The organism is Shimia sp. R10_1, assembly GCF_017744095.1.
Lineage (GTDB): Bacteria > Pseudomonadota > Alphaproteobacteria > Rhodobacterales > Rhodobacteraceae > Shimia.
The window spans coordinates 357,463-380,301 of the sequence record NZ_JAGHQX010000001.1; the positions used below are offsets into that span (position 1 = coordinate 357,463).

At 56.3% G+C, this 22,839-nt stretch carries 29 protein-coding genes, 1 tRNA gene and 1 other RNA gene; 22 read left to right on the forward strand and 9 right to left on the reverse strand.

Annotation, left to right across the window (positions count from 1 at the left end; all coding sequences use genetic code 11):
• Positions 1-76 precede the first annotated feature (76 nt).
• From acuI to J7413_RS01675, 5 genes are all read right to left on the reverse strand, one after another.
• Positions 77-1,069: an acryloyl-CoA reductase gene (gene acuI / locus J7413_RS01655; RefSeq protein WP_209095753.1), complete on the reverse strand. Its 993-nt coding sequence runs from the start codon at positions 1,067-1,069 to the stop codon at positions 77-79.
• Between the two features lie 104 nt (positions 1,070-1,173).
• Entirely contained in the window at positions 1,174-2,277 is a 1,104-nt protein-coding gene (locus J7413_RS01660) for a dimethylsulfoniopropionate demethylase (RefSeq protein ID WP_209095754.1), read from the reverse strand.
• Positions 2,268-2,783, reverse strand: a complete 516-nt coding sequence (locus J7413_RS01665) for a DinB family protein (protein ID WP_209095755.1) — start codon at positions 2,781-2,783, stop codon at positions 2,268-2,270. The genes J7413_RS01660 and J7413_RS01665 overlap by 10 nt, the downstream gene beginning before the upstream one ends.
• Positions 2,783-3,487 (reverse strand): DUF1326 domain-containing protein, encoded by a 705-nt coding sequence (locus J7413_RS01670; protein WP_209095756.1) that lies wholly within the window; start codon positions 3,485-3,487, stop codon positions 2,783-2,785. The genes J7413_RS01665 and J7413_RS01670 overlap by 1 nt, the downstream gene beginning before the upstream one ends.
• 2 nt (positions 3,488-3,489) lie before the next feature.
• Entirely contained in the window at positions 3,490-4,293 is an 804-nt protein-coding gene (locus J7413_RS01675) for a DUF2182 domain-containing protein (RefSeq protein ID WP_209095757.1), read from the reverse strand.
• A gap of 81 nt (positions 4,294-4,374) precedes the next feature.
• Between J7413_RS01675 and J7413_RS01680 the strand changes: the two genes are divergently transcribed.
• The 12 genes from J7413_RS01680 to J7413_RS01735 all read left to right on the forward strand — a co-directional run bounded on the left by J7413_RS01680 (position 4,375) and on the right by J7413_RS01735 (position 12,431).
• Positions 4,375-5,121, forward strand: a complete 747-nt coding sequence (locus J7413_RS01680; protein WP_209095758.1) for a GntR family transcriptional regulator — start codon at positions 4,375-4,377, stop codon at positions 5,119-5,121.
• Positions 5,122-5,244: 123 nt separating this feature from the next.
• Positions 5,245-5,730, forward strand: a complete 486-nt coding sequence (locus J7413_RS01685; RefSeq protein ID WP_209095759.1) for a twin-arginine translocation signal domain-containing protein — start codon at positions 5,245-5,247, stop codon at positions 5,728-5,730.
• 10 nt (positions 5,731-5,740) lie between these two features.
• The gene (locus tag J7413_RS01690) at positions 5,741-6,355 is read left to right on the forward strand and encodes a ferric reductase-like transmembrane domain-containing protein (RefSeq protein WP_247743278.1); all 615 of its coding nucleotides are present in this window, start codon (positions 5,741-5,743) and stop codon (positions 6,353-6,355) included.
• A gap of 112 nt (positions 6,356-6,467) precedes the next feature.
• Positions 6,468-7,115 carry a TenA family protein gene (locus J7413_RS01695; RefSeq protein WP_209095763.1) on the forward strand — a complete coding sequence of 216 codons (648 nt, stop codon included), beginning with the start codon at positions 6,468-6,470 and terminating at the stop codon, positions 7,113-7,115.
• 120 nt (positions 7,116-7,235) lie between these two features.
• Positions 7,236-7,585, forward strand: a transfer-messenger RNA (tmRNA) gene (ssrA, locus tag J7413_RS01700).
• Positions 7,586-7,812: 227 nt separating this feature from the next.
• Positions 7,813-8,244, forward strand: a complete 432-nt coding sequence (locus J7413_RS01705) for a nuclear transport factor 2 family protein (RefSeq protein ID WP_209095765.1) — start codon at positions 7,813-7,815, stop codon at positions 8,242-8,244.
• 50 nt (positions 8,245-8,294) lie between these two features.
• Complete coding sequence (chrA, locus tag J7413_RS01710) at positions 8,295-9,551, forward strand: chromate efflux transporter (protein ID WP_209095767.1); 1,257 nt, start codon at positions 8,295-8,297, stop codon at positions 9,549-9,551.
• Positions 9,552-9,630: 79 nt separating this feature from the next.
• Positions 9,631-10,101, forward strand: coding sequence for a ClpXP protease specificity-enhancing factor SspB (locus J7413_RS01715; RefSeq protein ID WP_209095770.1), 471 nt, complete (start codon positions 9,631-9,633; stop codon positions 10,099-10,101).
• A gap of 152 nt (positions 10,102-10,253) precedes the next feature.
• Positions 10,254-11,648: a class II fumarate hydratase gene (gene fumC, locus J7413_RS01720; RefSeq protein WP_209095772.1), complete on the forward strand. Its 1,395-nt coding sequence runs from the start codon at positions 10,254-10,256 to the stop codon at positions 11,646-11,648.
• Positions 11,649-11,777: 129 nt separating this feature from the next.
• Positions 11,778-11,915 carry a hypothetical protein gene (locus tag J7413_RS01725; protein ID WP_209095773.1) on the forward strand — a complete coding sequence of 46 codons (138 nt, stop codon included), beginning with the start codon at positions 11,778-11,780 and terminating at the stop codon, positions 11,913-11,915.
• Between the two features lie 76 nt (positions 11,916-11,991).
• Positions 11,992-12,177, forward strand: a complete 186-nt coding sequence (locus tag J7413_RS01730; RefSeq protein WP_209095775.1) for a DUF4169 family protein — start codon at positions 11,992-11,994, stop codon at positions 12,175-12,177.
• Positions 12,174-12,431, forward strand: a complete 258-nt coding sequence (locus J7413_RS01735) for a ribbon-helix-helix domain-containing protein (RefSeq protein ID WP_209095777.1) — start codon at positions 12,174-12,176, stop codon at positions 12,429-12,431. The genes J7413_RS01730 and J7413_RS01735 overlap by 4 nt, the downstream gene beginning before the upstream one ends.
• A gap of 48 nt (positions 12,432-12,479) precedes the next feature.
• Here J7413_RS01735 and J7413_RS01740 read toward each other — a convergent pair whose 3' ends face one another.
• On the reverse strand, positions 12,480-12,890 hold the full coding sequence (locus J7413_RS01740) for a SufE family protein (RefSeq protein ID WP_209095779.1): 411 nt from the start codon (positions 12,888-12,890) through the stop codon (positions 12,480-12,482).
• Positions 12,891-13,017: 127 nt separating this feature from the next.
• On the opposite strand from J7413_RS01740, the gene J7413_RS01745 reads away from it, so the two are divergent.
• Positions 13,018-13,518 (forward strand): hypothetical protein, encoded by a 501-nt coding sequence (locus J7413_RS01745; protein ID WP_209095781.1) that lies wholly within the window; start codon positions 13,018-13,020, stop codon positions 13,516-13,518.
• A 168-nt stretch (positions 13,519-13,686) separates the two neighbouring features.
• On the opposite strand, the gene J7413_RS01750 is transcribed toward J7413_RS01745, so the two are convergent.
• Positions 13,687-13,762, reverse strand: a tRNA-Ile gene (locus tag J7413_RS01750).
• Positions 13,763-14,042: 280 nt separating this feature from the next.
• Here J7413_RS01750 and J7413_RS01755 point away from each other — a divergent pair.
• The 7 genes from J7413_RS01755 (at position 14,043) to J7413_RS01780 (ending at position 19,126) form a co-directional block, all read left to right on the forward strand.
• Positions 14,043-14,771 carry a LuxR C-terminal-related transcriptional regulator gene (locus J7413_RS01755; protein ID WP_209095783.1) on the forward strand — a complete coding sequence of 243 codons (729 nt, stop codon included), beginning with the start codon at positions 14,043-14,045 and terminating at the stop codon, positions 14,769-14,771.
• A gap of 114 nt (positions 14,772-14,885) precedes the next feature.
• The gene (locus J7413_RS01760; protein WP_209095786.1) at positions 14,886-15,248 is read left to right on the forward strand and encodes a hypothetical protein; all 363 of its coding nucleotides are present in this window, start codon (positions 14,886-14,888) and stop codon (positions 15,246-15,248) included.
• Between the two features lie 216 nt (positions 15,249-15,464).
• Entirely contained in the window at positions 15,465-16,514 is a 1,050-nt protein-coding gene (purM, locus tag J7413_RS01765) for a phosphoribosylformylglycinamidine cyclo-ligase (protein ID WP_209095788.1), read from the forward strand.
• Complete coding sequence (purN, locus tag J7413_RS01770) at positions 16,511-17,104, forward strand: phosphoribosylglycinamide formyltransferase (protein ID WP_209095790.1); 594 nt, start codon at positions 16,511-16,513, stop codon at positions 17,102-17,104. Before purM ends, purN begins: the two co-directional genes overlap by 4 nt.
• 85 nt (positions 17,105-17,189) lie before the next feature.
• Entirely contained in the window at positions 17,190-18,359 is a 1,170-nt protein-coding gene (rnd, locus tag J7413_RS01775; protein WP_209095792.1) for a ribonuclease D, read from the forward strand.
• A 264-nt stretch (positions 18,360-18,623) separates the two neighbouring features.
• Positions 18,624-18,752 (forward strand): hypothetical protein, encoded by a 129-nt coding sequence (locus J7413_RS20630; protein WP_280636470.1) that lies wholly within the window; start codon positions 18,624-18,626, stop codon positions 18,750-18,752.
• Positions 18,753-18,796: 44 nt separating this feature from the next.
• Positions 18,797-19,126 carry a TfoX/Sxy family DNA transformation protein gene (locus J7413_RS01780; protein WP_209095794.1) on the forward strand — a complete coding sequence of 110 codons (330 nt, stop codon included), beginning with the start codon at positions 18,797-18,799 and terminating at the stop codon, positions 19,124-19,126.
• Here J7413_RS01780 and J7413_RS01785 read toward each other — a convergent pair.
• Together J7413_RS01785 and ndk are read right to left on the reverse strand one after the other, a co-directional pair.
• The gene (locus J7413_RS01785) at positions 19,123-19,659 is read right to left on the reverse strand and encodes an NUDIX hydrolase (RefSeq protein ID WP_209095796.1); all 537 of its coding nucleotides are present in this window, start codon (positions 19,657-19,659) and stop codon (positions 19,123-19,125) included. The two genes, J7413_RS01780 and J7413_RS01785, sit on opposite strands and share 4 nt — an antisense overlap.
• An 88-nt stretch (positions 19,660-19,747) precedes the next feature.
• Positions 19,748-20,170: a nucleoside-diphosphate kinase gene (ndk, locus tag J7413_RS01790; RefSeq protein WP_209062611.1), complete on the reverse strand. Its 423-nt coding sequence runs from the start codon at positions 20,168-20,170 to the stop codon at positions 19,748-19,750.
• 134 nt (positions 20,171-20,304) lie between these two features.
• Between ndk and J7413_RS01795 the strand changes: the two genes are divergently transcribed.
• Together J7413_RS01795 and J7413_RS01800 are read left to right on the forward strand one after the other, a co-directional pair.
• Positions 20,305-22,155, forward strand: a complete 1,851-nt coding sequence (locus J7413_RS01795) for an ATP-binding cassette domain-containing protein (protein ID WP_209096719.1) — start codon at positions 20,305-20,307, stop codon at positions 22,153-22,155.
• Positions 22,156-22,193: 38 nt separating this feature from the next.
• The gene (locus tag J7413_RS01800) at positions 22,194-22,817 is read left to right on the forward strand and encodes a MarC family protein (RefSeq protein ID WP_209095798.1); all 624 of its coding nucleotides are present in this window, start codon (positions 22,194-22,196) and stop codon (positions 22,815-22,817) included.
• Positions 22,818-22,839 lie beyond the last annotated feature (22 nt).

Below are 22,839 nucleotides of genomic sequence, written 5' to 3' on the forward strand. Positions count from 1 at the left end.
TAAGTGAATATGATTCTCCCTAAAAAAGAAAAGGCACCCCCGAAGGGATGCCCAAAATGATCAAACTTCGCGTGTGTTAGGCGTTTACGTCCACCACGACACGACCCTGAACCTGACCTTTCAGAATATCTGCGCCCAATTGCGGCAGATCCGACAGGGTTGCAGGCTTCACCATCGCTTCCAGCTTCTCCATCGGCAGATCGCTGGCAATCCGCTGCCAGGCGCGCACGCGGTCTTCATAAGGGCGCATCACAGAGTCGATGCCCAAGAGGTTCACACCGCGCAGCAGGAAGGGGATCACGGTTGCAGGCAGACCTGCGCCACCAGCAAGACCCACAGCAGCAACCGAGCCGCCATATTTCATCTGGCCCAGCACCCGCGCAAGCATTTCGCCCCCAACGGCGTCAACACACCCGGCCCATGTCTCTGTTTCCAGCGGGCGTTTCACGGTTTCATTTAGCTCTTCGCGGGCCACAATCTGGCTCACGCCCAGCGATTTCAGATAGTCAGCTGTTTCCGGACGCCCGGTGACACCGGCCACCTCATAGCCGAGGTTGGCCAAAATCGCGACCGCCACAGAGCCAACGCCGCCCGCCGCACCGGTCACCAGAACCGGGCCTTTGTCTGGGCTGACCCCATGATCTTCCAGCGCCATCACCGATAGCATGGAGGTAAAGCCAGCGGTGCCCACAGCCATGGCCTGTTTGGTGCTCAACCCTTCAGGCAGCGGCACCAGCCAATCCGCTTTTACACGGGCTTTCTGGCCATAGCCGCCCCAGTGCACTTCGCCCACGCGCCAGCCGGTCAACACCACCTTGTCGCCAGGCTTGTAGCGATCATCCTCAGAGCTCTCCACAGTGCCTGCAAAGTCAATGCCCGGCACATGCGGATAGTTGCGCACCAGCCCGCCACCTTTGGCTGACAGGCACAGCCCGTCTTTGTAGTTCACCGTGGAATATTCCACCGCAACCGTCACATCGCCGGCTGGCAGCTGGCTCTCGTCCATTTCCTGAATGGCACCGCTTGCAAGGCCATCTTCGCCCTGTGTCATCACCAATGCTTTAAACATCTCATCTCTCCTAACGTTCACATCAAGCGCCCAAGGCGCATGTCATTTCCGGTTTCTCATTCTCAAAATATCCCCGCCGGAGGCATCTTTCCCCGCCGCGGGCGTCAGTTCCAGAAGGCTTCCCAGACGGTTGCCGCGCGCACCCCATCCGGCGTCACAACATCCAGTTCCGTGCCACTGTTCCAATGGGTCATGCGGATCATGCCAATGGCCACATTGGTGTTGAAATCAGGCGACCAGGCTGCACTGCTGATATTGCCGACATGCTGATCTCCATCCATCACCGGCCAAAGCTGATCACACCGTGCCACGGCATCACCGTGAATTTCCACCGGTCGGATCTGGCGCACCGGCCCTTCCTGCGCCACCCGCAACAGCGCATCACGCCCGACACAGCCAATCGCGGTGTTGGTGTTACAGAACCGCCCAAGCCCACATTCATGGGGCGTGTTGTCGTCCGTCATGTCATTGCCATAACTCAGCAATCCGCCCTCAATCCGCTCAATCAGATTGGGACAGCCCGCATGCACATCCAGATCTTTGCCCGCTTCCATCAGGGCGTTCCACAGCGGCATGCCGATGTCGCTGCCGTCGACGTAGATTTCAAAGCCGCCCTGTTTGGAGTAACCCGAACGTGCCACCACCAGATTGCGGCCCTGAAAATCAAACCAGCCAAAACGGAAGAATTTCACGTCGCGGATCTTGTCGCCAAACACCCGCGCCATCAGCTCTTCAGCCTTGGGACCTTGCACCGCCAGCGGGCTCACATCTGGCTCATCCACCAGCACATCCAGACGATAGCCATAGGCAATGCCCTTGACCCAGAACAGCAGATCGCTGTCCGCAATCGAAATCCACCAGCGGTCCTCGGCCAGCTTGACCGCCACCGGATCATTGAGCATGCCACCGGTTTCATCCACGATTGGAACATAGAAACACTGCCCCGGCAGCATCGCCCGCAAGTCGCGCGGGGTCAGCATCTGCATCAGGCGACCGGCATCCGGCCCACGCAGCTCCACCTGACGCTCACAAGCCACATCCCAGACCTGCACAGCCGTCTTCAGGTGACGATAATCTTCCTCAACGGAGCGAAACACCGTCGGCAGCAACATCCGATTGTACACCGTATAGGCTTTGACTCCAGCGGCCTCGACGCCTTCAGAAAACGGTGTGCGGCGCAAGCGCCGAGATGGGGAAATCAAAGCCATGCCGCACCCTCCGGCAACAACGCCACATCTGTATCGCCAGGATCATGTCCAATGCTGGTCAGCATGGCATGGATTTGGCCACGGTGATGGGTCTGATGGTTGAAAAGCTGCACCACACATTGTGCAACCGGTTTTTGCATATCCGCATTCAGCATCTGTGCATGCCATTTCAGATCGCCTTCCAGATCCTCCGCGCGCAGCGCCTCGGCCCACGCGGCGATCCGCCGGTCCACGGCCAATCGCTCCTCAGACCAAAGTACATAGGTCGCGCAGAGCTCTGCATGCTGCTTGGCAGCCACTTTGGGCCCTGCGCCCCCATCCAGACGGCTGATCCACAGAGTGTCAGCCCACAGGATGTGGTTCAGCGTCGCCATGATCGAGCCAAAAAATGCCCCGCGATCCTGACGCAGCTCTGCATCGCTCAATCTGTCGCAAACACCGCGCAGCTGACTGTTTTGCCAAGCATTATAACGCGCCATCATCTGACAGTACGCAGGCGCAATCATTACCGCGGGCCTTTCCAGTCAATCGGGCAGATCTCTGCGGATTTGCCGCCAAAGTCCCAGACCCGACCAAAGTCACGCACCTTTGATTTCGTGCCCACAGCGGCAATGATGTCTGGCCCCATCCAGTATTTGGAGTTGGAAATCATCACCGGATGATCCGGGCTCGCGCCCTCCAGCATCTCCACCTCGCCCTGAATTTTGCGCCCCACATAAAGCGCGCGCTTTTTGCCGTCTCGAACGATGTCGACCTTTTCACGCTCCGCCGAGAAAATATCGCTCACCAGCATTGTAAACAGCCCCGTAGTGCCGCCCGCTTGCCCCGAGAAAATCTGCAGCAGGCCATTGTAGGCCTTGCCGCTCGCGCGCTCATCCACATAAGCCGCGACCCGCCAGTCGCCTTCCGCCATCTTGCCGGGAATATAGACCATCAGGCCCACATTCAGCCCGCTCAGGTCTTCGCCCTCATAATGCCCCTCATCAATGGCAATCGCCATCCAGGCCTTACAGTCGCCTTCGGTGGGCGGATGCTGGCCCAGCGACACCACGCAGGGGCAGAACACGGTGCAGGAACAATTCAGGATCAACTCGCCTTTGATCGCCCATTCCGTCGGCGTCATCTTGCGCCGCTTGGGGTTGCTCATCCGGTTGTCGATCCGCTGTGACACCGGCAGTTTCTCTGCGTCAGGTCTGCGTTCCAAAGCCATGATTATCCTCCATAAAACAAGCTTGGCATGACGATCAAAACGCCACCCCCGGCAATCAGCGCCACCCCCATCGGTTTGGTCACCCGATGGCCAATCTGTGGCAGTTTCTCCAGCACCATAAACAACGTGGCCAGCCCCATCCAAAGAAGGCTCATCACGCCACCGACAAATCCCAGCGCCATAAAGCCCCAGCAGCACCCGACGCAAAAGGCGCCCAGTCCCAGCCCCATGCGCAGTCCACCACCAAAACCGGTGCGCCAATGGCCCAGAAAATAGGTCATCGGGCTGTGACACACTCCATGACACACTTCTTTGGCACGGGTGAACTGAAACGCGCCCACCACAATCAGCAGGCCGCCAGACACCCAGGGGCTCTTGGCAATGCCAAGCATATCCACCACGCCGCCAAACAGCAGCGCAAGTTGAACCCCGGTGATCACCGCCGCAAAGGCCACCCAAACGATCAGATAGCCGAGCAAAACGCCAACCCAGCCGCCCCAGCTGCCATCCGCAGAACTCATCAGACGCTGATAATTGGTCAGTGTGGGCACCATGGTTGGCAGCATCATCGCCGCCATCATCACCGCCCACATCACAAACAGCGGGCCGAAATTGGCCATCGGCATATACATCGGCATGCGTGGATCCATCGCTGCCATACGCGCGCCCATCTCGCCCGGGCGCCCGATCAGATCCACATCCATAGACATGGCCATGTCATACATCATCCACCACGCGCCAAGGATCGCGGCAAAGAAACTCAGCCACAAAAGGCTTCTTATGGAAAGAAAATCAAAGCGCGACATCTCCCCTCCCTTGGCGACTCGTGCATTTCCCTATTTAATGTCAGACAATTGAAGGTGCAGCAAACATTAAATGTCAGACAAATGAAAATTGACCCAAAGAGCTCCGCCGATCTTTCGGCCCAGATTGCCAAGGCAATCAGAGATGCGATCATTTCCGGCGATTTGATCGTGGATGAGCGCCTGCCCTCTGAGTCTGAGCTGGCCGACCAGTTTCAAGTCTCCCGTCCCACGGTGCGCGAAGCGCTCAAACGTCTGGCCGCACAGAACCTGATCCGCACACAACGGGGCGCGTCTGGTGGGGCTTTCGTGCGCCGCCTCAGCTATGATGAGGCCGCAAGCCAACACATCACCACCAGCACGCTTTTGCTGTCCATGAACGCGGTGGATTTTGAGACCGCCTGCGAGGCACGTTTTGCGCTCGAACGCGCCTGTGCGCCGCTGTCCGCCAAACGCCGCACCCCCGATCATCTCGCCACCATGCGCGCCGAGATCCATCGCCAAGCCCAACCGGGCCTGTCTGATGAACGCTTCTGTGAGTCTGATGTGGCCTTTCACCGCGCGCTTGTGGACGGGGCCGCAAATCCGGTGCTGTCTTATCAGCTTGCCGGCGCGGTGGAGGCCATGCAACCGCTGATGAATATGATCACCTTCACCCAGCGCAACCGCGACGTCATCATCGGTCTGCACACCCGCATCGCCAACGCGCTCGACGCACAGGACAGCGCCGCCGCCGACACAGCGCTGGCCGAACTCACCGCCTACACGCTGACGCTTGGCGAAGAGGCCATGGCCGCTCGCGCCGCTGCCAAGGCGCAATCAGAACGATAGACCTTTTCTAGCTCCCTTTTAAGGCGCCCCGAGATCGCTCACGAATTTGTGTGCACTGCCCTTACAAGGCTGTGGCACACTTTCGACGACCGCACCTGTTCTTTCCGGGAAAGGAGCCACCTCATGTTTACCCCCTCTTACAGCCGTCGTCGTTTTATCGTCGGGGCTGGTCTCACCGGCACCGCACTGGCGACAGGCCTAGTGTCCCCTGCGCAAGCCGCAGGGTTGAAGCCCACTCAAACCATGCGCGGTGGCTCCAACAACTATCGCCCCAACGCACCGATGGTTGACCGCCTCGGCACGGGTTTCTTTGTACACGGTACGGTCCTGCGCGCAGGCTCGGGCGCGCCCATTGCCAACACCCGCATTCAAATCTGGGCGGCAACCACACTTGGCGGCGAACGTGAGCCACGCAATCATGGCTCGGTGCTGACCCGCGCGGATGGCACCTACAGTCTGGAGATGGAGCAGATCGTGCCAAACTTCGGTCAGCCCCATGCCCATCTCGCCTATGACGATGGCGCTTACAAAACCCTGTTTCTGCGCCCAGTGATGCCAAGCGCTCGCGATACCTCGCTCCAGGTTGATTTTGTCCTCGCCCCCGCATGAAGCCATGGCCGTGACAGAGCGTAGTGCATCACAGCCCAACAAAACCGCGCTTGTCTGGGGCGCGCTCGCGCTTTTGATGCTCGCCCCTCTGCTGATCGCCTCTCAAAGCCCCTACCTCGCCTATCGCAACCTTGCCTATATTCTTGCCGGGTTTGCAGGCATCATCGCGCTGCTGCTTTTGTTTGTGCAGCCTCTTCTCGCCGCGGGCCACCTGCCCGGTCTACGCCCGCGCACGTCGCGCCTTTGGCACCGCGCCACCGGGAGCCTGATCCTCATTGCCGTGGCGGTCCATATCGGCGGGCTCTATCTCACAAGCCCGCCTGACACTCTGGATACGCTCCTGCTGGTGGCTCCGACGCCTTTCTCTGTCTACGGCGCCATCGCGTGCTACGGGCTGGTCATCACAGCCCTGCTCGTCACGCTGCGGCAACGCCTGCCTCTGCGCTATCTGCACTGGTCAATTTTGCACAACACACTGGCCTTGCTCATCGTGATCTCCACCGTAATGCACGCCTTGCTGATAGAGGGCACCATGGGCCCGCTGTCCAAATGGCTCACCTGCGGCGCTGTGCTTTTGGTCACGTCCTGGGTGCTCTGGGACATACGCGTGCGCCGCCCGCGTTGAACTTCCTGAAACCTGCTTGAAGTTTTTGTCCGCAAAGGTTTTTCTCCGCGCAACTTGCCTCTGGTCGCAGACAGCCGTCAAACCAGAAGGCCAACCCGTTAGGAGAGAGACCATGCGCCCAACTGACCATCTGCGCGACCTTGCTGGCGAAGACTGGATCGCAGCCACAACCCACCCGTTCTGCACCGAACTGGCGGACGGCACCCTGCCGTTGGACAAAATGCGCTGGTATCTTGCGCAGGATTATCAGTTTGTCGGCAACTTCGTTCGGCTGTTGGCAAGCGCCATCGCCCACGCCCCAACCCTGGCAGATTCTGTGCCAGCCGCGCAGTTCCTCGCGGTGGTCACTGGACCTGAGAACACATACTTCCTGCGCTCCTTTGAAGCGCTGGGCATGGACGCCGCCGCGCAAACGCCGCCAGCCGCATCTCCAACCGAGGGCTTCAACGCACTGATGGCAGAGGCCGCCTCATCAGGCCGCTATGAATTGATGTTGGCCGTGCTGGTTGTGGCAGAGTGGGTCTATCTCAGCTGGGCAACCCCAGTGAACCCACCCAAAGAAGACCTGCCGTTTTATTTTGCAGAATGGATCACCCTGCATGCGGGCGAAGGCTTTGAGGGCGTCGTCGCCTATCTGCGCAGCCAGCTTGATGCCGTTTGGCCCGATCTGTCTGACGCCGCGAAGTCAGAAGTCGAGGCAATGTTCCTGCGTGCCGCAAAGCTGGAGCGGCAATTCTGGGATGCCGCATACGCGTCCTGATCACCAACACCTGAACGCAACGCGCGGTTGGATAACACATTTCAGCCGCGCGAAAATGACACCGCCGCAATACCGTCGCATTACAGACGCAATACCGACGTGCAAAAAACCGGTTAACATCGACTTGCACCCGCAACACTTGCAGACTATCTATAACCTGTCTCTTCGGGGACTATGGACATAAACGCGCTTGTAATAAACGGATCGGACCCGGGGGCGGTACCCGGCGTCTCCACCAAACATCCTTCATTTGGGGATCATGGGGACGAAATAGGATCGACGGACGTCTAAAGAAGTTAGCTTTGTCTCGGCTGTCTGCCACCGTTATCGGCGAAAATAGTACAATTGCAAATGACAATCGTGCACCGGTAGCAGTCGCTGCGTAAGCAGTGCCTAACACCGAATCTTAAGCCCTGACGCTTGCAGCTTCAGGCGGGGTTCGCAGGTACCTGGCAACAGAAACCTGCACTTCCTTAACGTTAATACTTAGCGTCCATGAGTGGGCATACGCGTTAATTTCCGCCCAAAATTGGTTAACACATCTACCTGAACGCGAACTCACTAATTAATTAGTTCGCAAAACAATACCTAAGTGCCAAAAAACACAATTCCGACAAGATTTGACCTTATTTTTTAACCTTTCACTTACTCTTTCAGACATAGCTTGCTCGTGGGGATGACAACAAGGAAATGAACAATGACTGTGGATAAGCAGCAAATCATCGAGGACTGGTTTCGGCGCGTATGGGTCGAACAGGACATGGACGCAATTGATGAAATGTTCCGCCCAGACAGCAAAGCCGAAGGCGTTCTGCCCGGTTTTGGCGTTGGGCCTGAGGATTTTCGCGAAATGGCAACCATGTATCTCGCACTTGTCGAAGACCCGATGGTTTGCGTAGAAAAAGTAATGGTCGATGGCGATTGGGCCGCCGCACTTTGGACAATGAGTATTCTCAATCCACTTAACAACGAACGGATCACTGGTTTTGGCCAACTCTTCGTGCGGTTTGATGGGAACATCATGGTCGAAGCCTACAACAACTTCGACATGGTGAGTTTCTTCCAACAACTGGGGCTCCTGCCTGAACAAACGATGGCGCTCTGTCTCACCGGCCAAAAAGTGGCCTGACCGGCCCCGAATCTCTTGCAAATGAGACATGCTGCGATAGCCATGAGCACATGTCTCAAACGCCACATATTTCTGAGCTTTTTCGCGTATTTGGACGCATCGGACTGCTGTCGTTTGGCGGCCCCGCCGCCCAAATAGGCTTGATGCATCAAGAACTTGTCGAACGTCGACCTTGGCTGAAAGAGAAAGAGTTTCTCGGCGCCCTATCTTTTTGCATGTTGTTGCCGGGCCCCGAAGCAATGCAACTGGCAACGTTTTGCGGCTGGAAACTGCGCGGCACACTTGGTGGAATCATAGCAGGCACACTCTTCGTACTGCCTGGCGCCGCTCTTATCTTCTGCCTTGCAGCAGGCTATGCAACCTATGGCAACCTCCCTTTGGTGTCAGCGGCGTTTGTCGGCGTAAAGGCGGCTGTGGTCGCGATCATCTTGCAAGCCTTGATCGGACTGTCGCGCAAGGTGCTGACAAACAACATCAATATGCTTATTGCCGCTATCAGCTTCGTGGCGCTGTATTCCGACACGCTCGCATTTCCTGTAGTAATACTGCTGGCTGGTATCTTCGGACTGGTTTTTCAGGGGTCCGACAGCACACCAGCTTTAGAGGATCAACCAGCGCAAACACCCAATCCGCTCAGCTATTCATTCAAGGCCATTTTCATCTGGGGCGCGCTCTGGGCGATACCGGTTGTCTTGTTGCTGAGGCAAGGCGGTTTTCTCAGCGACGTCGCATTGTTTTTTTCCAAGCTGGCCATCGTCAGTTTTGGCGGCGCCTACGCATTGCTGGCCTATATGGTGCAAACCGTTGTGCAAGATTTCGGTTGGCTTTCCACAGATCAAATGATGGATGCGCTTGGGCTGGCTGAAACCACGCCGGGCCCCCTCATCCTGGTCACACAATTTGTCGCCACATTGTCAGGCGCTCTGCAAGGCGGCCCATGGCTGGCCCTCGCAGCGGGTGTTACGGCGCTTTGGTGCACATTTATTCCCTGCTTTTTGTGGATCTTTGCGGGCGCACCCCATGTCGCACGTATCCTGTCGTCACCTCGGCTCAATCACGCACTCCGTTCAATCGCAGCGGCCGTTTTCGGCGTCATTCTGAATCTGAGCGTCTGGTTTATGCTCAACTTGCTCTTTGAACAGACACAAACAACAGCATTTGGCGCCCTCCCCGTTCTTTCAAGCTTCGACTGGCGCGCCGGCTTCCTCTGTGCGGCTACAATCCTTGCCCTCCTCACCTTAAGGTTGCCACTCTTGGCGACACTGTTTATCAGCGCGTCAACCGCGGCAATTTTGGGGGCGATGTGATGCAATTTTTGAGCCGCATCATCTTTCGTTTCCTGCGCAATAAGCTATTGTCAGAAGTGTAGACTATCGGAGCAAGCTCATGTCTGGAACCATCGACTACGGAAACTTGATGCACCGCGCCATGCGCAGTCTGATCCAGACCGTTCTAACAGACGTGCAAACCAATGGATTGCCCGGCGAGCATCATTTCTTCATCACGTTTGACACACAGCACCCTGATGTCGAAATCGCCGAATGGCTGGCAGATCGATATCCCGGTGAAATGACTGTTGTGATGCAGCATTGGTATGACAATCTGACCGTTACAAATGAGGGTTTTGCCGTCACGCTGAATTTCGGAGATTCTCCAGAGCCGCTGTACATTCCATACAACGCCATCAAAACCTTTGTTGATCCCTCAGTTGAATTTGGCCTGCGCTTTGAAACGCAGGAGGACGAACTTGACGAAGAAGCGCTTGAAGATCTCCCAGAGGAAATCAACCTCGAAGAGATCGTAGAAGAGCCGCGCAAAGACGCCGAAGTGGTCTCTCTGGACAGCTTCCGTAAGTAGAAAATTCATCAATCGGCGCAAAGCGGTGTATGCGACATACATCGCTTCCGGGTCTCTACTTCATGGCTGTTAGCGGTATCCCACGGTATACTGTATTGCACTTTGGCCCCAGTCCGTTATGACACTCCTGACATATTTTACCGGAGGTCACGATGGCAGATACCCGCACCGAAACCGACAGCTTTGGCCCGCTGGAAGTTCCTTCAGATAAGTATTGGGGCGCACAAACTCAGCGTTCGATCATGAACTTCCCGATCGGTTGGGAAAAGCAGCCCGTCGCCATCGTGCGTGCGCTCGGCGTGATCAAACAAGCCTGCGCCATGCAGAACAAAGCCACTGGCAAGTTGGACGCTAAAATCGCGGATGCGGTCATCCAAGCTGCATCCGAAGTGGTCGCAGGCAAATTTGACGACAATTTCCCGCTGGTTGTCTGGCAAACCGGTTCTGGCACCCAGTCCAACATGAACTCCAATGAGGTGATTGCAAACCGCGCGATCGAAATCCTCGGCGGTGTGATTGGCTCCAAAGATCCGGTGCACCCCAACGATCATTGCAACATGGGTCAGTCTTCCAACGACACTTTCCCAACCGCGATGCACATTGCGGCCGCGATGACCGTGCGCGATGTACTGCTGCCCGGCCTGACAAAACTTGCAGAAGGTCTTGAGGCAAAAGCCGAAGAGTTCAAAGACATCATCAAGATCGGCCGTACCCACACCCAGGATGCGACTCCGCTCACTCTGGGTCAGGAGTTTGGCGGCTATGCACACCAGATCCGTCAGGGCATCGCGCGTGTTGAAGCAGCCCTTCCCGGCATCTATGAGCTGGCACAAGGCGGCACCGCCGTTGGCACCGGCCTGAACACCCAGAAAGGCTGGGGCGAAGCTGTGGCCGCAAACATGGCCGAAATCACGGGCCTGCCCTTCGTGACTGCGCCCAACAAATTCGAAGCACTGGCGGCGCATGACGCCATGGTCTTCATGTCCGGCGCACTCGCAACTGTTGCTGGCGCAATGTACAAAATCGCCAACGACATCCGCTTCCTCGGCTCTGGCCCACGCTCCGGTCTCGGAGAGCTGATCTTGCCGGAGAACGAGCCAGGCTCTTCCATCATGCCGGGCAAAGTGAACCCAACACAGGCCGAAGCGATGACTCAAGTTGCCGCACACGTGATGGGCAACAACGCTGCGATGACCTTCGCTGGCTCTCAGGGCCACTTTGAACTCAACGTCTATAACCCGATGATGAGCTACAACCTGCTGCAATCCATGCAGCTTCTGGGCGATGTGGCCGACAGCTTCACCGAACGTATGCTCAACGGCATCAAAGCCAATGAGCCACGCATCGACAAGCTGATGAAAGAGAGCCTCATGCTGGTGACCGCTCTGGCGCCAACCATCGGTTATGACAACGCCACCACCGTTGCCAAAACCGCGCATAAAAACGGCACCACCCTCAAAGAAGAGGCCATCGCGCTTGGCTTTGTGGACGCGGAAACCTTTGATGCCGTTGTGCGCCCAGAGCAGATGATCGGCCCCAAAGACTGATCTCCCAGACCTAGCAACATCAAGGCGGTCCATTTTGGGCCGCCTTTTCTTTTGCAAGAAGTCAAATATCAGCGACGGAGTTCATAGTCTCATCCGTATCAGCTTCATATCCTGACCAACGAGTGCCCTATGAAACGTCAATTTCTTCCCCCACTGTTTCTGCTGATCATCTTTGTGCTTGGCGGGCTGTCCCTCGCCTCTTCGCCGGTCTTTGCTAACGATGGCGGCTTGGCTTGCGCAAAATCTCTCGAAGTGATGATCCTCTGATAGGCTCGCAAAAAGCGTTTCGGATCAAATGCAAAGGCCTCTATGCAAATCAAGCACACCGCGATACCTTGGGGTCATGGCAGAGATCATCAATCTGAACAAATTCCGCAAAGCGCGTGCACGCGCCGACGAAAAAGCACAGGCAGAAGAGAACGCCGTGAAATTCGGACGCACCAAAGCGCAGAAGAAATTGGAAGCGGCCCAAACGGAGAAATCTGAGCGGGATCTGGACGGCAAAGAACGCAGCAAAGATCCGGAATGAGCCGCCCTCAAAAACGCTCTCTGACCCTGCGCGGGCATCGTACAAGTGTGTCCTTAGAAGACGAGTTCTGGCGCGCCTTTCGCGATATTGCAGAGGAAAAATCAATTCCAATCAACGAATTGGCAGCGCAAATTGATGCAGCGCGCGACCTTGACGCCGGGCTGGCCACTGCCATTCGCCTGTTTGTACTCCGCCACTATCGCGACAAAGCGCACGAGGGCGCAAACGAGCGCCAAACCTTCCTCTTGCCGTAAATATCCCCGCCGGAGGCAACGCCCCATCGGGCGTTTCACAAGGTGTGATCAGGCGGTTTCGCTGGCAACCAGACGTATGCGCTCAATCATGGCCCGCAATCCATTTGAGCGCTGCGATGAAAGATGTTCATTCAACCCCAGGCGCTCCAATTCCGCCCGCGCATCCACCGCCAGAACCTCTGCAAGTGACAGCCCGTTGTAGAGTCTGCGCAACACAGCAATCAGCCCACTCACGATCATCGCATCGCTCGCGCCTTCAAAACTGAACACGCCGTTGTCGATTGTGGGATGCAGCCAAACCTGGCTCGCGCACCCGTCAACCTTGGTGGCTGGCACACGCAGCGCTTCATCCAAAACGGGCATATCTTTGCCCTGCTCAATCACATAACGATAGCGGTCTTCCCAGTCCTCGATAAACTCAAAGTCTTCGACAATCTCTTCAAACGCCTGCGCAGCCATGGTTTCGGCTCTCCTTTTGTGTCCACTCCACCTAAGCAGGCCTGCAGCAAACGTCCACCCCGCGATCGGCGCTTTTCAACTTCATACGAATAGGATAACTCAAAGGCACAACGAATGAGGCTTTCCGATGCGCACTTCCGTCCTGATCTTGTTGACCTCCACCCTGGCGCTGTCAGCCTGCCAATCCCGCGTGAACCCGGTGAATTGGTTCGGAAATGATCGGGCAGATGCCGTGATCACAGATAGCAATCCTCTAATTCCTGAAGAAACCGACGCGGGCCGTTCCTTTTTTGCACAGGAACAGGCGGTTGCCTTTGTCGGGCTGCCGATTTCAAAGGTCACCAACCTTGAGGTGCACACTGTGACGGAAGGCCAGCTGGTTGTTGCGGTTGGTGTGTCTGCCGTGCACGGAACCCACGATGCACGTCTTGTGGCCCGTGGGCCCGCGGAAAACGGAGTTTTGACGCTTGATTTCATGGCAATTCCCCCAGCAGATCCCATCACCGGTGGTTCAGACCTGACACGCGAGATCACCGCAGCCTCAGTCCTGACGGACCAGCAAACGGCCGGGGTGCGGACCATTCGCGTTGCCGCCTCAGGCAACACCTTGGAGCGGCGCGCGCGCTGAAAATCCGGCGCGATACAGGGCTTTGATCACAGCTTGAATTGCGGCGTAGACGTCTGCGATTGCGCGCAGATACATCACGTCTGCACACTGGTTTATTCAGCGCAGAAACAGTTGGTCAGGCCGCAAGTAGCCAGATCTTGACATGCATAGAAAGTGTTTGGCGGAAGATGGTAGGCCCGGCAGGATTTGAACCCGCAACCAAAGCGTTATGAGCGCTCTGCTCTAACCGTTGAGCTACAGGCCCGCCTGACGCTTGGTTATGAAATGCTGCTGATGGCGTCAAGCGGTCAGTGCGCGATTTCTGTCGCAAATAGTACTAAGTTTCCACACCAGCACTCTTGCTGTATAGTACATTGGAGCAAAAACATTTTATGCGGGGCAGCAGCGCTGCCGTCAAAGGGCTCTCCCCCCGAACTCCCTCGAAGACGTCCCTTTTAAGCATTTAGACTGCAAACCCGCAGCTCCCAACGGCTTTTTCAAGTAGCTGTCAGTAACAAAAAGTATATGGTTCAAGGGTTTAAAAATTGAAAAATGCTATCATCGATGTCGTTGATCGTTTTGTCGGCGTTGCTTCCAATCAACGCACTTGGGAGCTTGCCGAAGCGTCCGCTTCCGACTGCGGTTTTGACCATCTGTTGGTGGCCAAAGTCTCCACCGCGACACGCGATATCGACTGGGTCAACACAAATATGCCCGACTGCTGGATGCAAGAATATCTTGTTGAAGATTACATTAGTTCCGACCCAATTATCAGCCTGTTGGAAAGTCATGTGGGAAGTCTGTTGTATCACGCTGGAATGATGCGTGCGGACGAAATAACCGATCAAAAGGCCTACGCGGTGAGTCATGGTCTGAGGCAGCACGGCATGTCTCACCTTCATTGCTCACGCTTTGAGTCTCATAAAAACAACAGCGTTTTTGTTACCTTGTGTTCTGAAAATGAGGCGCATTCAATTCTGAAATCGCCTGACATCGAAGCCGACGTTTTTGCGGCGTTTTTGGCAACGGTGATAACCTCCGCCGCAGATGTCTATTCCAATCGACGCCTAGGGCACGTCTTCCTATCCCAGAGGCAACGGGAAGTGCTTTCCCTTCTCGCCGAAGGTCATCAAACAGGCAGGATTGCAGAGAAACTCTGTATATCTGAGGCCACCGTTAGCAAGCACTTTTCTGAAGCAAGGCTGCGACTGGGGGCCAGCACACGGGAGGAAGCGCTGGCAGTCGCTCTCCTACGCGAACTCATTGAGCTGTAAAGGTAGCAATCTTAGCACCTTCAAATTTCGCGACCGAGCGCGCTAGAAAATTCAGCGTGAAGTGTAATACGTCCTTCAGCCAATTGTATTATTAAAGAGTCTAAGGATAAAACCATGAAAACAATGTCAGCCATTGCGATTATTCTCTTTGCTATTCCCCTGACAGCACATGCTGCGACATGGGAACGTATCAAAACCAAAACACAGCTACTCGAAGTGGTCGCAGGAAAACAGTTTTCGACCAAGAATGGTTCGTGGGAAATACGCTCAGACGGGTCCATGGTTGGTGTCTTGAAAGGTGACGAGTTGCGCGGTGCCTGGAAATGGCACAAAGGTGCATGGTGCCGAAATTATGTCTTCAAGGGCAAAGAAAAGAAAACCAACTGCCAACACGTCTGGAGCAGCGGCAACCAGGTCCGCTTTAAGAAAGACCGAGGACAAGGGGACGAAGACATTCAAACTCTGGTGGCGAAGTAGTCAAAGAGACCTCCGAAGCAAACAGGCTACTGAACTCTGTCGCCCAGAAATTTTGCATTTACGGAATGCACTGACTTAGGAACAGCGCAGTTAGCTGAGGCGCGAAGCTTGTCGCTGCCTACAGTTATCTTTCCGCAGACGGTGCAATCCATGGTTCCCTTTGGTGAAACGATCCTTTAAGCAACGCGCCAAGCATTGATTAAGAGGACACGCCCCATGAGCGACGGCAAAAACGGCATCACTTACGCGGATGCAGGTGTGGACATCGACGCAGGAAACGAACTCGTTGAGCGCATCAAACCTGCTGCCAAGCGCACCACGCGCTCAGGCGTTATGGCTGGTCTGGGTGGATTTGGCGCATTGTTTGATCTCAAAGATGCAGGCTACACCGATCCTATTCTCGTCGCGGCGACCGATGGTGTGGGCACCAAGCTGCGCATCGCCATTGACACTGGCAACGTAGACGGCGTTGGCATTGATCTTGTTGCCATGTGTGTGAACGATCTGGTCTGTCAGGGCGCTGAACCTCTGTTCTTCCTCGACTATTTTGCCACCGGCAAGCTTGAGACCGAAACCGCGGCACGCATCATCGAAGGCATCGCCGAGGGCTGCTACCAGTCTGGCTGCGCTCTGATCGGCGGCGAAACCGCAGAAATGCCTGGCATGTATGAAGCGGGCGATTTTGACCTCGCGGGCTTCTCCGTTGGTGCAATGGAGCGCGGTGCCGATCTCCCTGCTGGTGTGAAAGAAGGTGACGTACTGTTGGGGCTCTCTTCAAACGGCGTGCACTCCAACGGCTACAGCCTTGTGCGCAAACTGGTTGAGGTGTCCGGCCTTGGTTGGGATGACACCTGCCCATGGGATGACAGCCAGACCCTCGGCGCAGCCCTGCTCGCCCCGACCCGTCTTTATGTGAAACAGGCGCTGGCCGCCGTGCGCGCAGGTGGCGTACATGCGCTGGCCCATATCACCGGTGGCGGCCTCACTGAAAACCTGCCGCGGGTGCTTCCTGAAGGCCACGCTGGCGCGATTGATCTGTCCTCATGGGAGCTGCCTCCTGTGTTCCAATGGCTCGCCCAAACCGGTGGCATGGATCAAGCGGAGCTGCTGAAAACCTTTAACTGCGGTGTCGGCATGATCCTGTCGGTTGAGGCAGAAAAGGCTGATGAGCTGGCGGCGTTGCTTCGTGAACAAGGTGAAACCGTCTACACACTCGGCACCGTGACCAAAGGCGAAGGCGTCACCTACGCCGGATCCCTTCTGTGAAGAAACGCGTTGCGATTTTCATTTCGGGAGGCGGATCCAACATGGTCCGCCTGCTGGAGGACATGGCCGCTCCCGGTCATGAGGCAGAGCCGGTTCTGGTGCTTGCCAACAGTGCAGATGCTGGCGGGCTTGCCAAAGCTGCGGCAATGGGCGTGGCCACTGTTTCCGTGGACCACCGTCCTTTCAAAGGCGATCGCACCGCATTTGAGGCCGCCCTGCAGGCGGAACTCGACAAGGTTCAACCTGATATTCTGTGCCTTGCCGGTTTCATGCGGGTTCTGACAGAGGGTTTTGTCGCGCCATGGGAAGGTCGGATGCTCAACATTCATCCGTCCCTACTGCCCAAATACAAGGGGCTTCACACCCATGCCCGCGCCCTTGAAGCTGGCGATGCAGAACACGGCTGTACCGTGCACATGGTCACACCTCTGCTGGATGACGGCCCCATTCTCGGCCAGGCCCGCGTGCCTGTTCTCACAGATGACACGCCAGATACCCTTGCCGCGCGCGTTCTGGAGCAAGAACACCGCCTTTACCCAGCCGCTTTACGCCGGTTTGCCGCCGGAAATACCACACCCTTCACGCTTTAAGGGTTGGTGAATTGCTTTCCCTTATGTTTGTGCGTAGTGCTGATATCACCAAAACGTCACAACGGACGAAGAAGACACGCCACCTATGAAGACCCTCACAACCACCGAAGAGCTCGCGCAGTTTTGCGCCATGGCAAGTAATGCCCCTTATGTCACCATAGACACAGAGTTTTTGCGGGAACGCACCTATTACTCCAAACTGTGTCTTGTGCAATTGGCGGTGCCAAGCGAGATGCCCGGTGAGGAAGAGGATAAGGCCGTTCTGGTGGACCCGCTTGTTGATGGGATCTCTTTGGAGCCACTTTATGACCTCTTCCGTGATACCGCTGTGGTCAAGGTTTTCCATGCGGCCCGTCAGGATCTGGAAATCTTCTTTGTAGAGGCAGGCGTCTTCCCAACACCGCTGTTTGACACACAAGTGGCTGCGATGGTCTGTGGTTTTGGTGAGCAGGTTGGCTATGAAACGCTGGTGCGCAAGATCGCCAAACAAGGTCTGGACAAAAGCTCCCGCTTTACCGACTGGTCCCGCCGTCCGCTGACGGACGCCCAGAAAACCTATGCGCTGGCGGATGTCACGCATCTGCGCAAAATTTATGAGTTCCTCGCCGCAAAGCTCAAAGAAACCGGTCGCGCCCATTGGGTCGAAGAGGAGCTTGAAATGCTCACGCGACCGGAAACCTATATCATTGATCCAGAGCACGCATGGAAACGGGTCAAAACCCGCACAACCTCTCCGAAGTTTCTCGCGATTGTGCGCGAACTTGCCAAATTTCGCGAAGCCTATGCGCAAGAGCGCAACGTGCCACGCAACCGCGTGTTCAAGGACGACGCGTTGGTGGAACTGGCCTCGACCAAACCGGGCAATATGCAGGATCTGGGCCGCTCTCGTCTGCTGCTGCGCGAAGCGCGCAAAGGCGACATAGCAGATGGCATTCTTACGGCTGTGAAAGCGGGGGTCTCCTGCCCCTCTGAAGATATGCCCCGTCTGCCCAAACGCGATGATAAGCAGCAGGTCAACCCGGCCTTGGCTGATCTTCTGAGGGTTCTGCTGAAAGCGAAAACTGAAAGCTCAGGTGTGGCGCCAAAACTCATCGCCACCTCTGCAGATCTTGACACTTTGGCCTCCGGCGGACGCGACGTGGCCGCACTCCATGGTTGGCGTCATGAAGTGTTTGGTGCGGACGCCCTACGCCTGTGCGCCGGCGAAGTCGCCCTTGCGGCGAAAGGATCCTCAATAAAGATTGTGAAGCTCTGATCCCTGATTTTCATTGCGGCCGCAGTGATTTATCTATGGCATCACTTTTCAGGAGAAACCGGACAATTTGTTCGGTTTCCTTTTTTTGCGCTCAGCGCAGTGGTCATTCCGCGCTCAAGATTTAAACAAATCCATCGAAAAGGGCATGATTTTGCCTCAAAGCGCTCGCTTTGCCTGCGCAAAATGCGGTGACGGTAGAGTCTGTTTACGCACGTGCTGATCATGGGATCACAGGCACAACCGCAAGATCAAAGGAGCAGGACAATGGCAACCGCAAAACCAGAGCCGCTGGAACACACGCCAGCAAACGCAGCGCAGCCACAAAACGCCAAGCCACCATCACAACAAGCACCAGTAAATGATCCAAAATTCACGGATTGGGCAATGATCTGAAATCCCGACTTGTTCACGATTTGGTCCCACCCTATGCTGGGGCCATGTCGAGTCCGATTTCATCCATCCGCAACCTAGGCCCCGCCTATGAAGAAGCCTGTGCACGCGCAGGCATTCACACCGCAGAGGAGCTGCGTGACCTAGGGCCTGATGAGACCTATGCGCGCCTCCTGAAAACGGGCACAAAACCGCACTTTATTGGCTACTATGTACTGGTGATGGGCCTGCAAGGTCGCCCGTGGAACGACTGCAAAGGCAAGGAAAAGGACGCCTTGCGCGTTCGCTTTGACGCCCTCAAGGCCCGCGCGCATGACAAAGGCCGCTCCGAGCTCGAAGATATGCTGAACAAAATTGGCGTGATCGAAAAACGCTAAAGTCGTAGACGCGCCATGCCCCAGGCAGCCACATGATGGATCACAGCCAGATCACCCGCCATCATCGCATGATCAAGGTCTTCTGCTGTCCAGAACTCTTCCTGCATGTCTTCAAGGTCACCGGCATTGGGCTCTGCCACTCTCCTGCATCCATGGGCCAAAAAGTAATGCCCTTCACAGCCGCGTTGATTGCCGTTATCCACAAAGCGCCCCATCGGCTCAAGCGATTGCGCCTCAACGCCCGTTTCCTCCATAAGCTCCCGACGGGCTGCAACGTCCGGCGCTTCACCCGGATCGATGAAACCAGCTGGAAACGTCACCGAAACTCTGCGTGGCCCATGTTTGTACTGGCGCAACATCAGGATTTCACCGTTTTCCATCACCGGCACCACCAAAGCAAAAGAGCGCAGATCAACCTGATAGAAATCCTCGATCAACCGCCCATCAGGCAGCTCTACAGTCTCTTTTGAAACACTCACAAAAGGCGCGGCTTCAAAAATCGTCTCACGCGCCCGTGTCTTCCAGATATCCATGTATCACCTCAACAAAAAAATGGGCCCCGGAAATCCCGAGACCCATCCATGATATCACTGTGGCGAAGTTTCCTTCGCAGGGCAATGCTTAGCCCACCAGCTCCAGACCGGAGAAGAAGTATGCGATTTCTACCGCTGCGGTTTCTGGTGCGTCAGAACCGTGTACGGAGTTTTCGCCTACAGATTCTGCGAACTCGGCGCGGATGGTGCCAGGTGCTGCGTCTGCTGGGTTGGTTGCGCCCATAACTTCGCGGTTTTTCGCGATTGCGCCTTCACCTTCCAGAACCTGAGCCACGATTGGCGCAGATGCCATGAATTCGCACAGTTCGTCGTAGAAAGGACGCTCTGCGTGCACAGCGTAGAACACACCGGCCTGCTCTTTGGTCAGGTGGATGCGCTTTTGCGCAACGATGCGCAGGCCAGCTTCTTCGAATTTGGCGTTGATTGCGCCGGTCAGGTTGCGGCGGGTGGCATCAGGCTTGATGATCGAGAAGGTGCGTTCCAGAGCCATGTCTCTTTTCTCCATGTAAGATTGGGGCCAGCACCACGCTCGCCCCGTATTCGAATTGTCGCTCCGATACCATGCGCATACCGACTTGAAAAGCGATGATTGACGCCGATGCAATACTGGGCCAAACCCGCTTCATGCTAAAGATCTCAGACATCTCTTATTCCGTCGAAGGCCGCCCTCTGTTTGAAGGGGCCTCCGCGACAATTCCCACCGGCCACAAAGTGGGTTTGATTGGCCGCAACGGGGCCGGGAAAACCACCCTGTTCCGCTTGATCCGCGGAGAGCTGTCTCTCGAAGGCGGCAGCATCACCCTGCCCAACCGCGCCCGCATCGGCGGCGTGGCGCAGGAAGTACCCTCCAATGAGGTGTCGCTGATCGACACGGTTCTGGCCGCTGATACCGAACGCGCCGCTTTGCTGGCGGAATCTGAAACCGCGACCGACTCAAATCGCATTGCCGAAATTCAAACCCGTCTCAGCGATATTGACGCCTGGAGTGCCGAAGCCCGTGCGGCCTCCATCCTCAAGGGTCTTGGCTTTGATCACGAAGATCAACTGCGCCCCTGTTCGGACTATTCCGGTGGCTGGCGCATGCGAGTCGCCCTGGCCGCCGTGCTGTTTTCACAGCCGGATTACCTGCTGCTGGACGAGCCGACCAACTACCTCGATCTTGAAGGCGCGCTGTGGCTGGAAAACTATCTGGTCAAATATCCGCACACTGTTCTGATTATCTCGCACGACCGCGAATTGCTGAACCGCTCAGTGGGCGCGATCTTGCATCTGGATGAACGCAAACTGGCCTATTACACTGGGCCATATGATCAATTTGCCCGCCAGCGCGCCGAACAACGCGCGGTTCAGGCCGCCGCCGCCAAGAAACAACAGGCGCAGCGTGAACATCTGCAAGCCTTTGTGGATCGTTTTAAGGCCAAAGCCTCTAAGGCCAAACAGGCGCAAAGCCGTGTGAAAATGCTGGAGAAGATGACCCCAATCACAGCGCCTGAGGATGCGGCGCGCGTGGTGTTCACTTTCCCAAAACCAGAAGAGCTGTCGCCCCCGATCATCGCAATTGAGGGCGGCTCAACCGGTTATGACGACAAGGTGGTTCTCAAAAACCTCAACCTGCGCATTGATCAGGATGACCGCATCGCCCTTCTGGGCAAAAACGGTCAGGGCAAATCCACGCTCGCAAAACTCCTGTCCAGCCGTCTGCAGCCTATGGGTGGCAAATTCACCACCTCCTCCAAACTGCGCATCGGCTTCTTCGCCCAGCATCAGGTTGACGAGCTTTACGTCGACGAAACCCCAATTCAGCACCTGATGCGCGAACGGCCTGCAGAAGGTCAGGCGCGTCTGCGTGCACGCCTCGCCGGGTTTGGCCTTGGCGCCGCACAGGCAGAAACCGAAGTGGGCCGTCTGTCAGGCGGTCAAAAAGCGCGCCTGTCACTGCTGCTTGCCACGCTCGATGCGCCGCATCTTCTGATCCTTGACGAACCGACCAACCACCTCGACATCGAAAGCCGCGAAGCCCTGGTTGAGGCGCTGACCGCCTACACCGGCGCAGTCATTCTGGTCAGCCACGACATGCACCTGCTCACCTTGGTGGCCGATCGCCTCTGGCTGGTCAAAGACGGCACAGTGAAGCCTTATGAGGATGACCTTCAGGCCTATCGCAAACTTTTGCTGACAGCAGACAAACCTGTTGGGGCGAAACCCAAAGCCAAACCCGTCGCCAAAAAGGCCAGCCGTGATGATATTCTGGCCCTGCGCGCTGAAGTGCGTAAATCAGAACAGCGGGTCGAGAAACTCAATGAAATGGCGGACAAGCTCGCAACAAAGCTGGCAGATCCGGCCTTTTATGAGGGTGAAAAACTTGGCGAGATGGAAGTCTGGCAAAAGAAATACGCCGAAGTCCGCGATGCCCAAGACCGCGCAGAAGATCTCTGGATGAAAGCGTTGGAAAAACTGGAAAAGGCCGAAGGCTGACCCTAGCCTAGGATCCACCAAGAGGGAGCCCCAAAACCATGGACAGCGCCGCCTTCATCACGGCCTTTGTGACGCTTTTTGTCATCATCGACCCGATTGGCCTCTTCCCAATCTATGTGTCGCTCACGCAGGGCGTTCCCGCACGCGAGCGCCGCGCGATTGCCATTCGCGCCTGTGTCACCGCGTTCGTAATCCTCGCGGTCTTCGCCTTCTTGGGTGAGGCCGTGCTCGGCGGCATTGGCATCTCTATGCCTGCGTTCCGAATTGCCGGCGGTATCCTGTTGTTTCTGACTGCACTGGACATGCTTTTTGAACGCCGCACAAAGCGCCGCGAAGATCAGGCAGAAGAAGCCGAAGAAGACTACCCGGATCCCTCAATTTTTCCGCTGGCCATCCCGCTGCTTGCAGGTCCCGGCGCGATCACATCCGTGATCCTTCTTGCCGGACAGGACAGCGGCGTACAGTCCACACTCGCGGTGCTTGGTGTGGCGCTTCTGGTGCTGATCATCGTCTTTGGCCTGTTTCTGACCGCAGGCTATCTGGAGCGTCTACTTGGCCGTACCGGTATCACAGTGATCACCCGGCTGTTGGGCATGCTGCTGGCCGCGCTTGCTGTGCAGTTTATCCTTGATGGCCTGAAAGATTTTGGGCTTGCTGGATAAGTCATCACTTCAGGAGACCTCC

Coding starts and splice junctions, on each gene's coding strand:
- J7413_RS01660 (WP_209095754.1), bottom strand. CDS start 2,277: ATGGCTTTGATTTCCCCATCTCGGCGCTTGCGCCGCACACCGTTTTCT.
- J7413_RS01785 (WP_209095796.1), bottom strand. CDS start 19,659: ATGGATATCTGGAAGACACGGGCGCGTGAGACGATTTTTGAAGCCGCG.
- J7413_RS01695 (WP_209095763.1), top strand. CDS start 6,468: ATGCGCCCAACTGACCATCTGCGCGACCTTGCTGGCGAAGACTGGATC.
- J7413_RS01795 (WP_209096719.1), top strand. CDS start 20,305: ATGCTAAAGATCTCAGACATCTCTTATTCCGTCGAAGGCCGCCCTCTG.
- J7413_RS01665 (WP_209095755.1), bottom strand. CDS start 2,783: ATGATTGCGCCTGCGTACTGTCAGATGATGGCGCGTTATAATGCTTGG.
- J7413_RS01725 (WP_209095773.1), top strand. CDS start 11,778: ATGAAACGTCAATTTCTTCCCCCACTGTTTCTGCTGATCATCTTTGTG.
- J7413_RS20630 (WP_280636470.1), top strand. CDS start 18,624: ATGGCAACCGCAAAACCAGAGCCGCTGGAACACACGCCAGCAAACGCA.
- purM (WP_209095788.1), top strand. CDS start 15,465: ATGAGCGACGGCAAAAACGGCATCACTTACGCGGATGCAGGTGTGGAC.
- acuI (WP_209095753.1), bottom strand. CDS start 1,069: ATGTTTAAAGCATTGGTGATGACACAGGGCGAAGATGGCCTTGCAAGC.
- J7413_RS01740 (WP_209095779.1), bottom strand. CDS start 12,890: ATGGCTGCGCAGGCGTTTGAAGAGATTGTCGAAGACTTTGAGTTTATC.
- J7413_RS01745 (WP_209095781.1), top strand. CDS start 13,018: ATGCGCACTTCCGTCCTGATCTTGTTGACCTCCACCCTGGCGCTGTCA.
- J7413_RS01685 (WP_209095759.1), top strand. CDS start 5,245: ATGTTTACCCCCTCTTACAGCCGTCGTCGTTTTATCGTCGGGGCTGGT.
- ndk (WP_209062611.1), bottom strand. CDS start 20,170: ATGGCTCTGGAACGCACCTTCTCGATCATCAAGCCTGATGCCACCCGC.
- J7413_RS01760 (WP_209095786.1), top strand. CDS start 14,886: ATGAAAACAATGTCAGCCATTGCGATTATTCTCTTTGCTATTCCCCTG.
- J7413_RS01715 (WP_209095770.1), top strand. CDS start 9,631: ATGTCTGGAACCATCGACTACGGAAACTTGATGCACCGCGCCATGCGC.
- chrA (WP_209095767.1), top strand. CDS start 8,295: ATGTCTCAAACGCCACATATTTCTGAGCTTTTTCGCGTATTTGGACGC.
- J7413_RS01800 (WP_209095798.1), top strand. CDS start 22,194: ATGGACAGCGCCGCCTTCATCACGGCCTTTGTGACGCTTTTTGTCATC.
- J7413_RS01780 (WP_209095794.1), top strand. CDS start 18,797: ATGTCGAGTCCGATTTCATCCATCCGCAACCTAGGCCCCGCCTATGAA.
- J7413_RS01675 (WP_209095757.1), bottom strand. CDS start 4,293: ATGTCGCGCTTTGATTTTCTTTCCATAAGAAGCCTTTTGTGGCTGAGT.
- J7413_RS01670 (WP_209095756.1), bottom strand. CDS start 3,487: ATGGCTTTGGAACGCAGACCTGACGCAGAGAAACTGCCGGTGTCACAG.
- J7413_RS01705 (WP_209095765.1), top strand. CDS start 7,813: ATGACTGTGGATAAGCAGCAAATCATCGAGGACTGGTTTCGGCGCGTA.
- J7413_RS01730 (WP_209095775.1), top strand. CDS start 11,992: ATGGCAGAGATCATCAATCTGAACAAATTCCGCAAAGCGCGTGCACGC.
- J7413_RS01735 (WP_209095777.1), top strand. CDS start 12,174: ATGAGCCGCCCTCAAAAACGCTCTCTGACCCTGCGCGGGCATCGTACA.
- J7413_RS01680 (WP_209095758.1), top strand. CDS start 4,375: ATGAAAATTGACCCAAAGAGCTCCGCCGATCTTTCGGCCCAGATTGCC.
- rnd (WP_209095792.1), top strand. CDS start 17,190: ATGAAGACCCTCACAACCACCGAAGAGCTCGCGCAGTTTTGCGCCATG.
- fumC (WP_209095772.1), top strand. CDS start 10,254: ATGGCAGATACCCGCACCGAAACCGACAGCTTTGGCCCGCTGGAAGTT.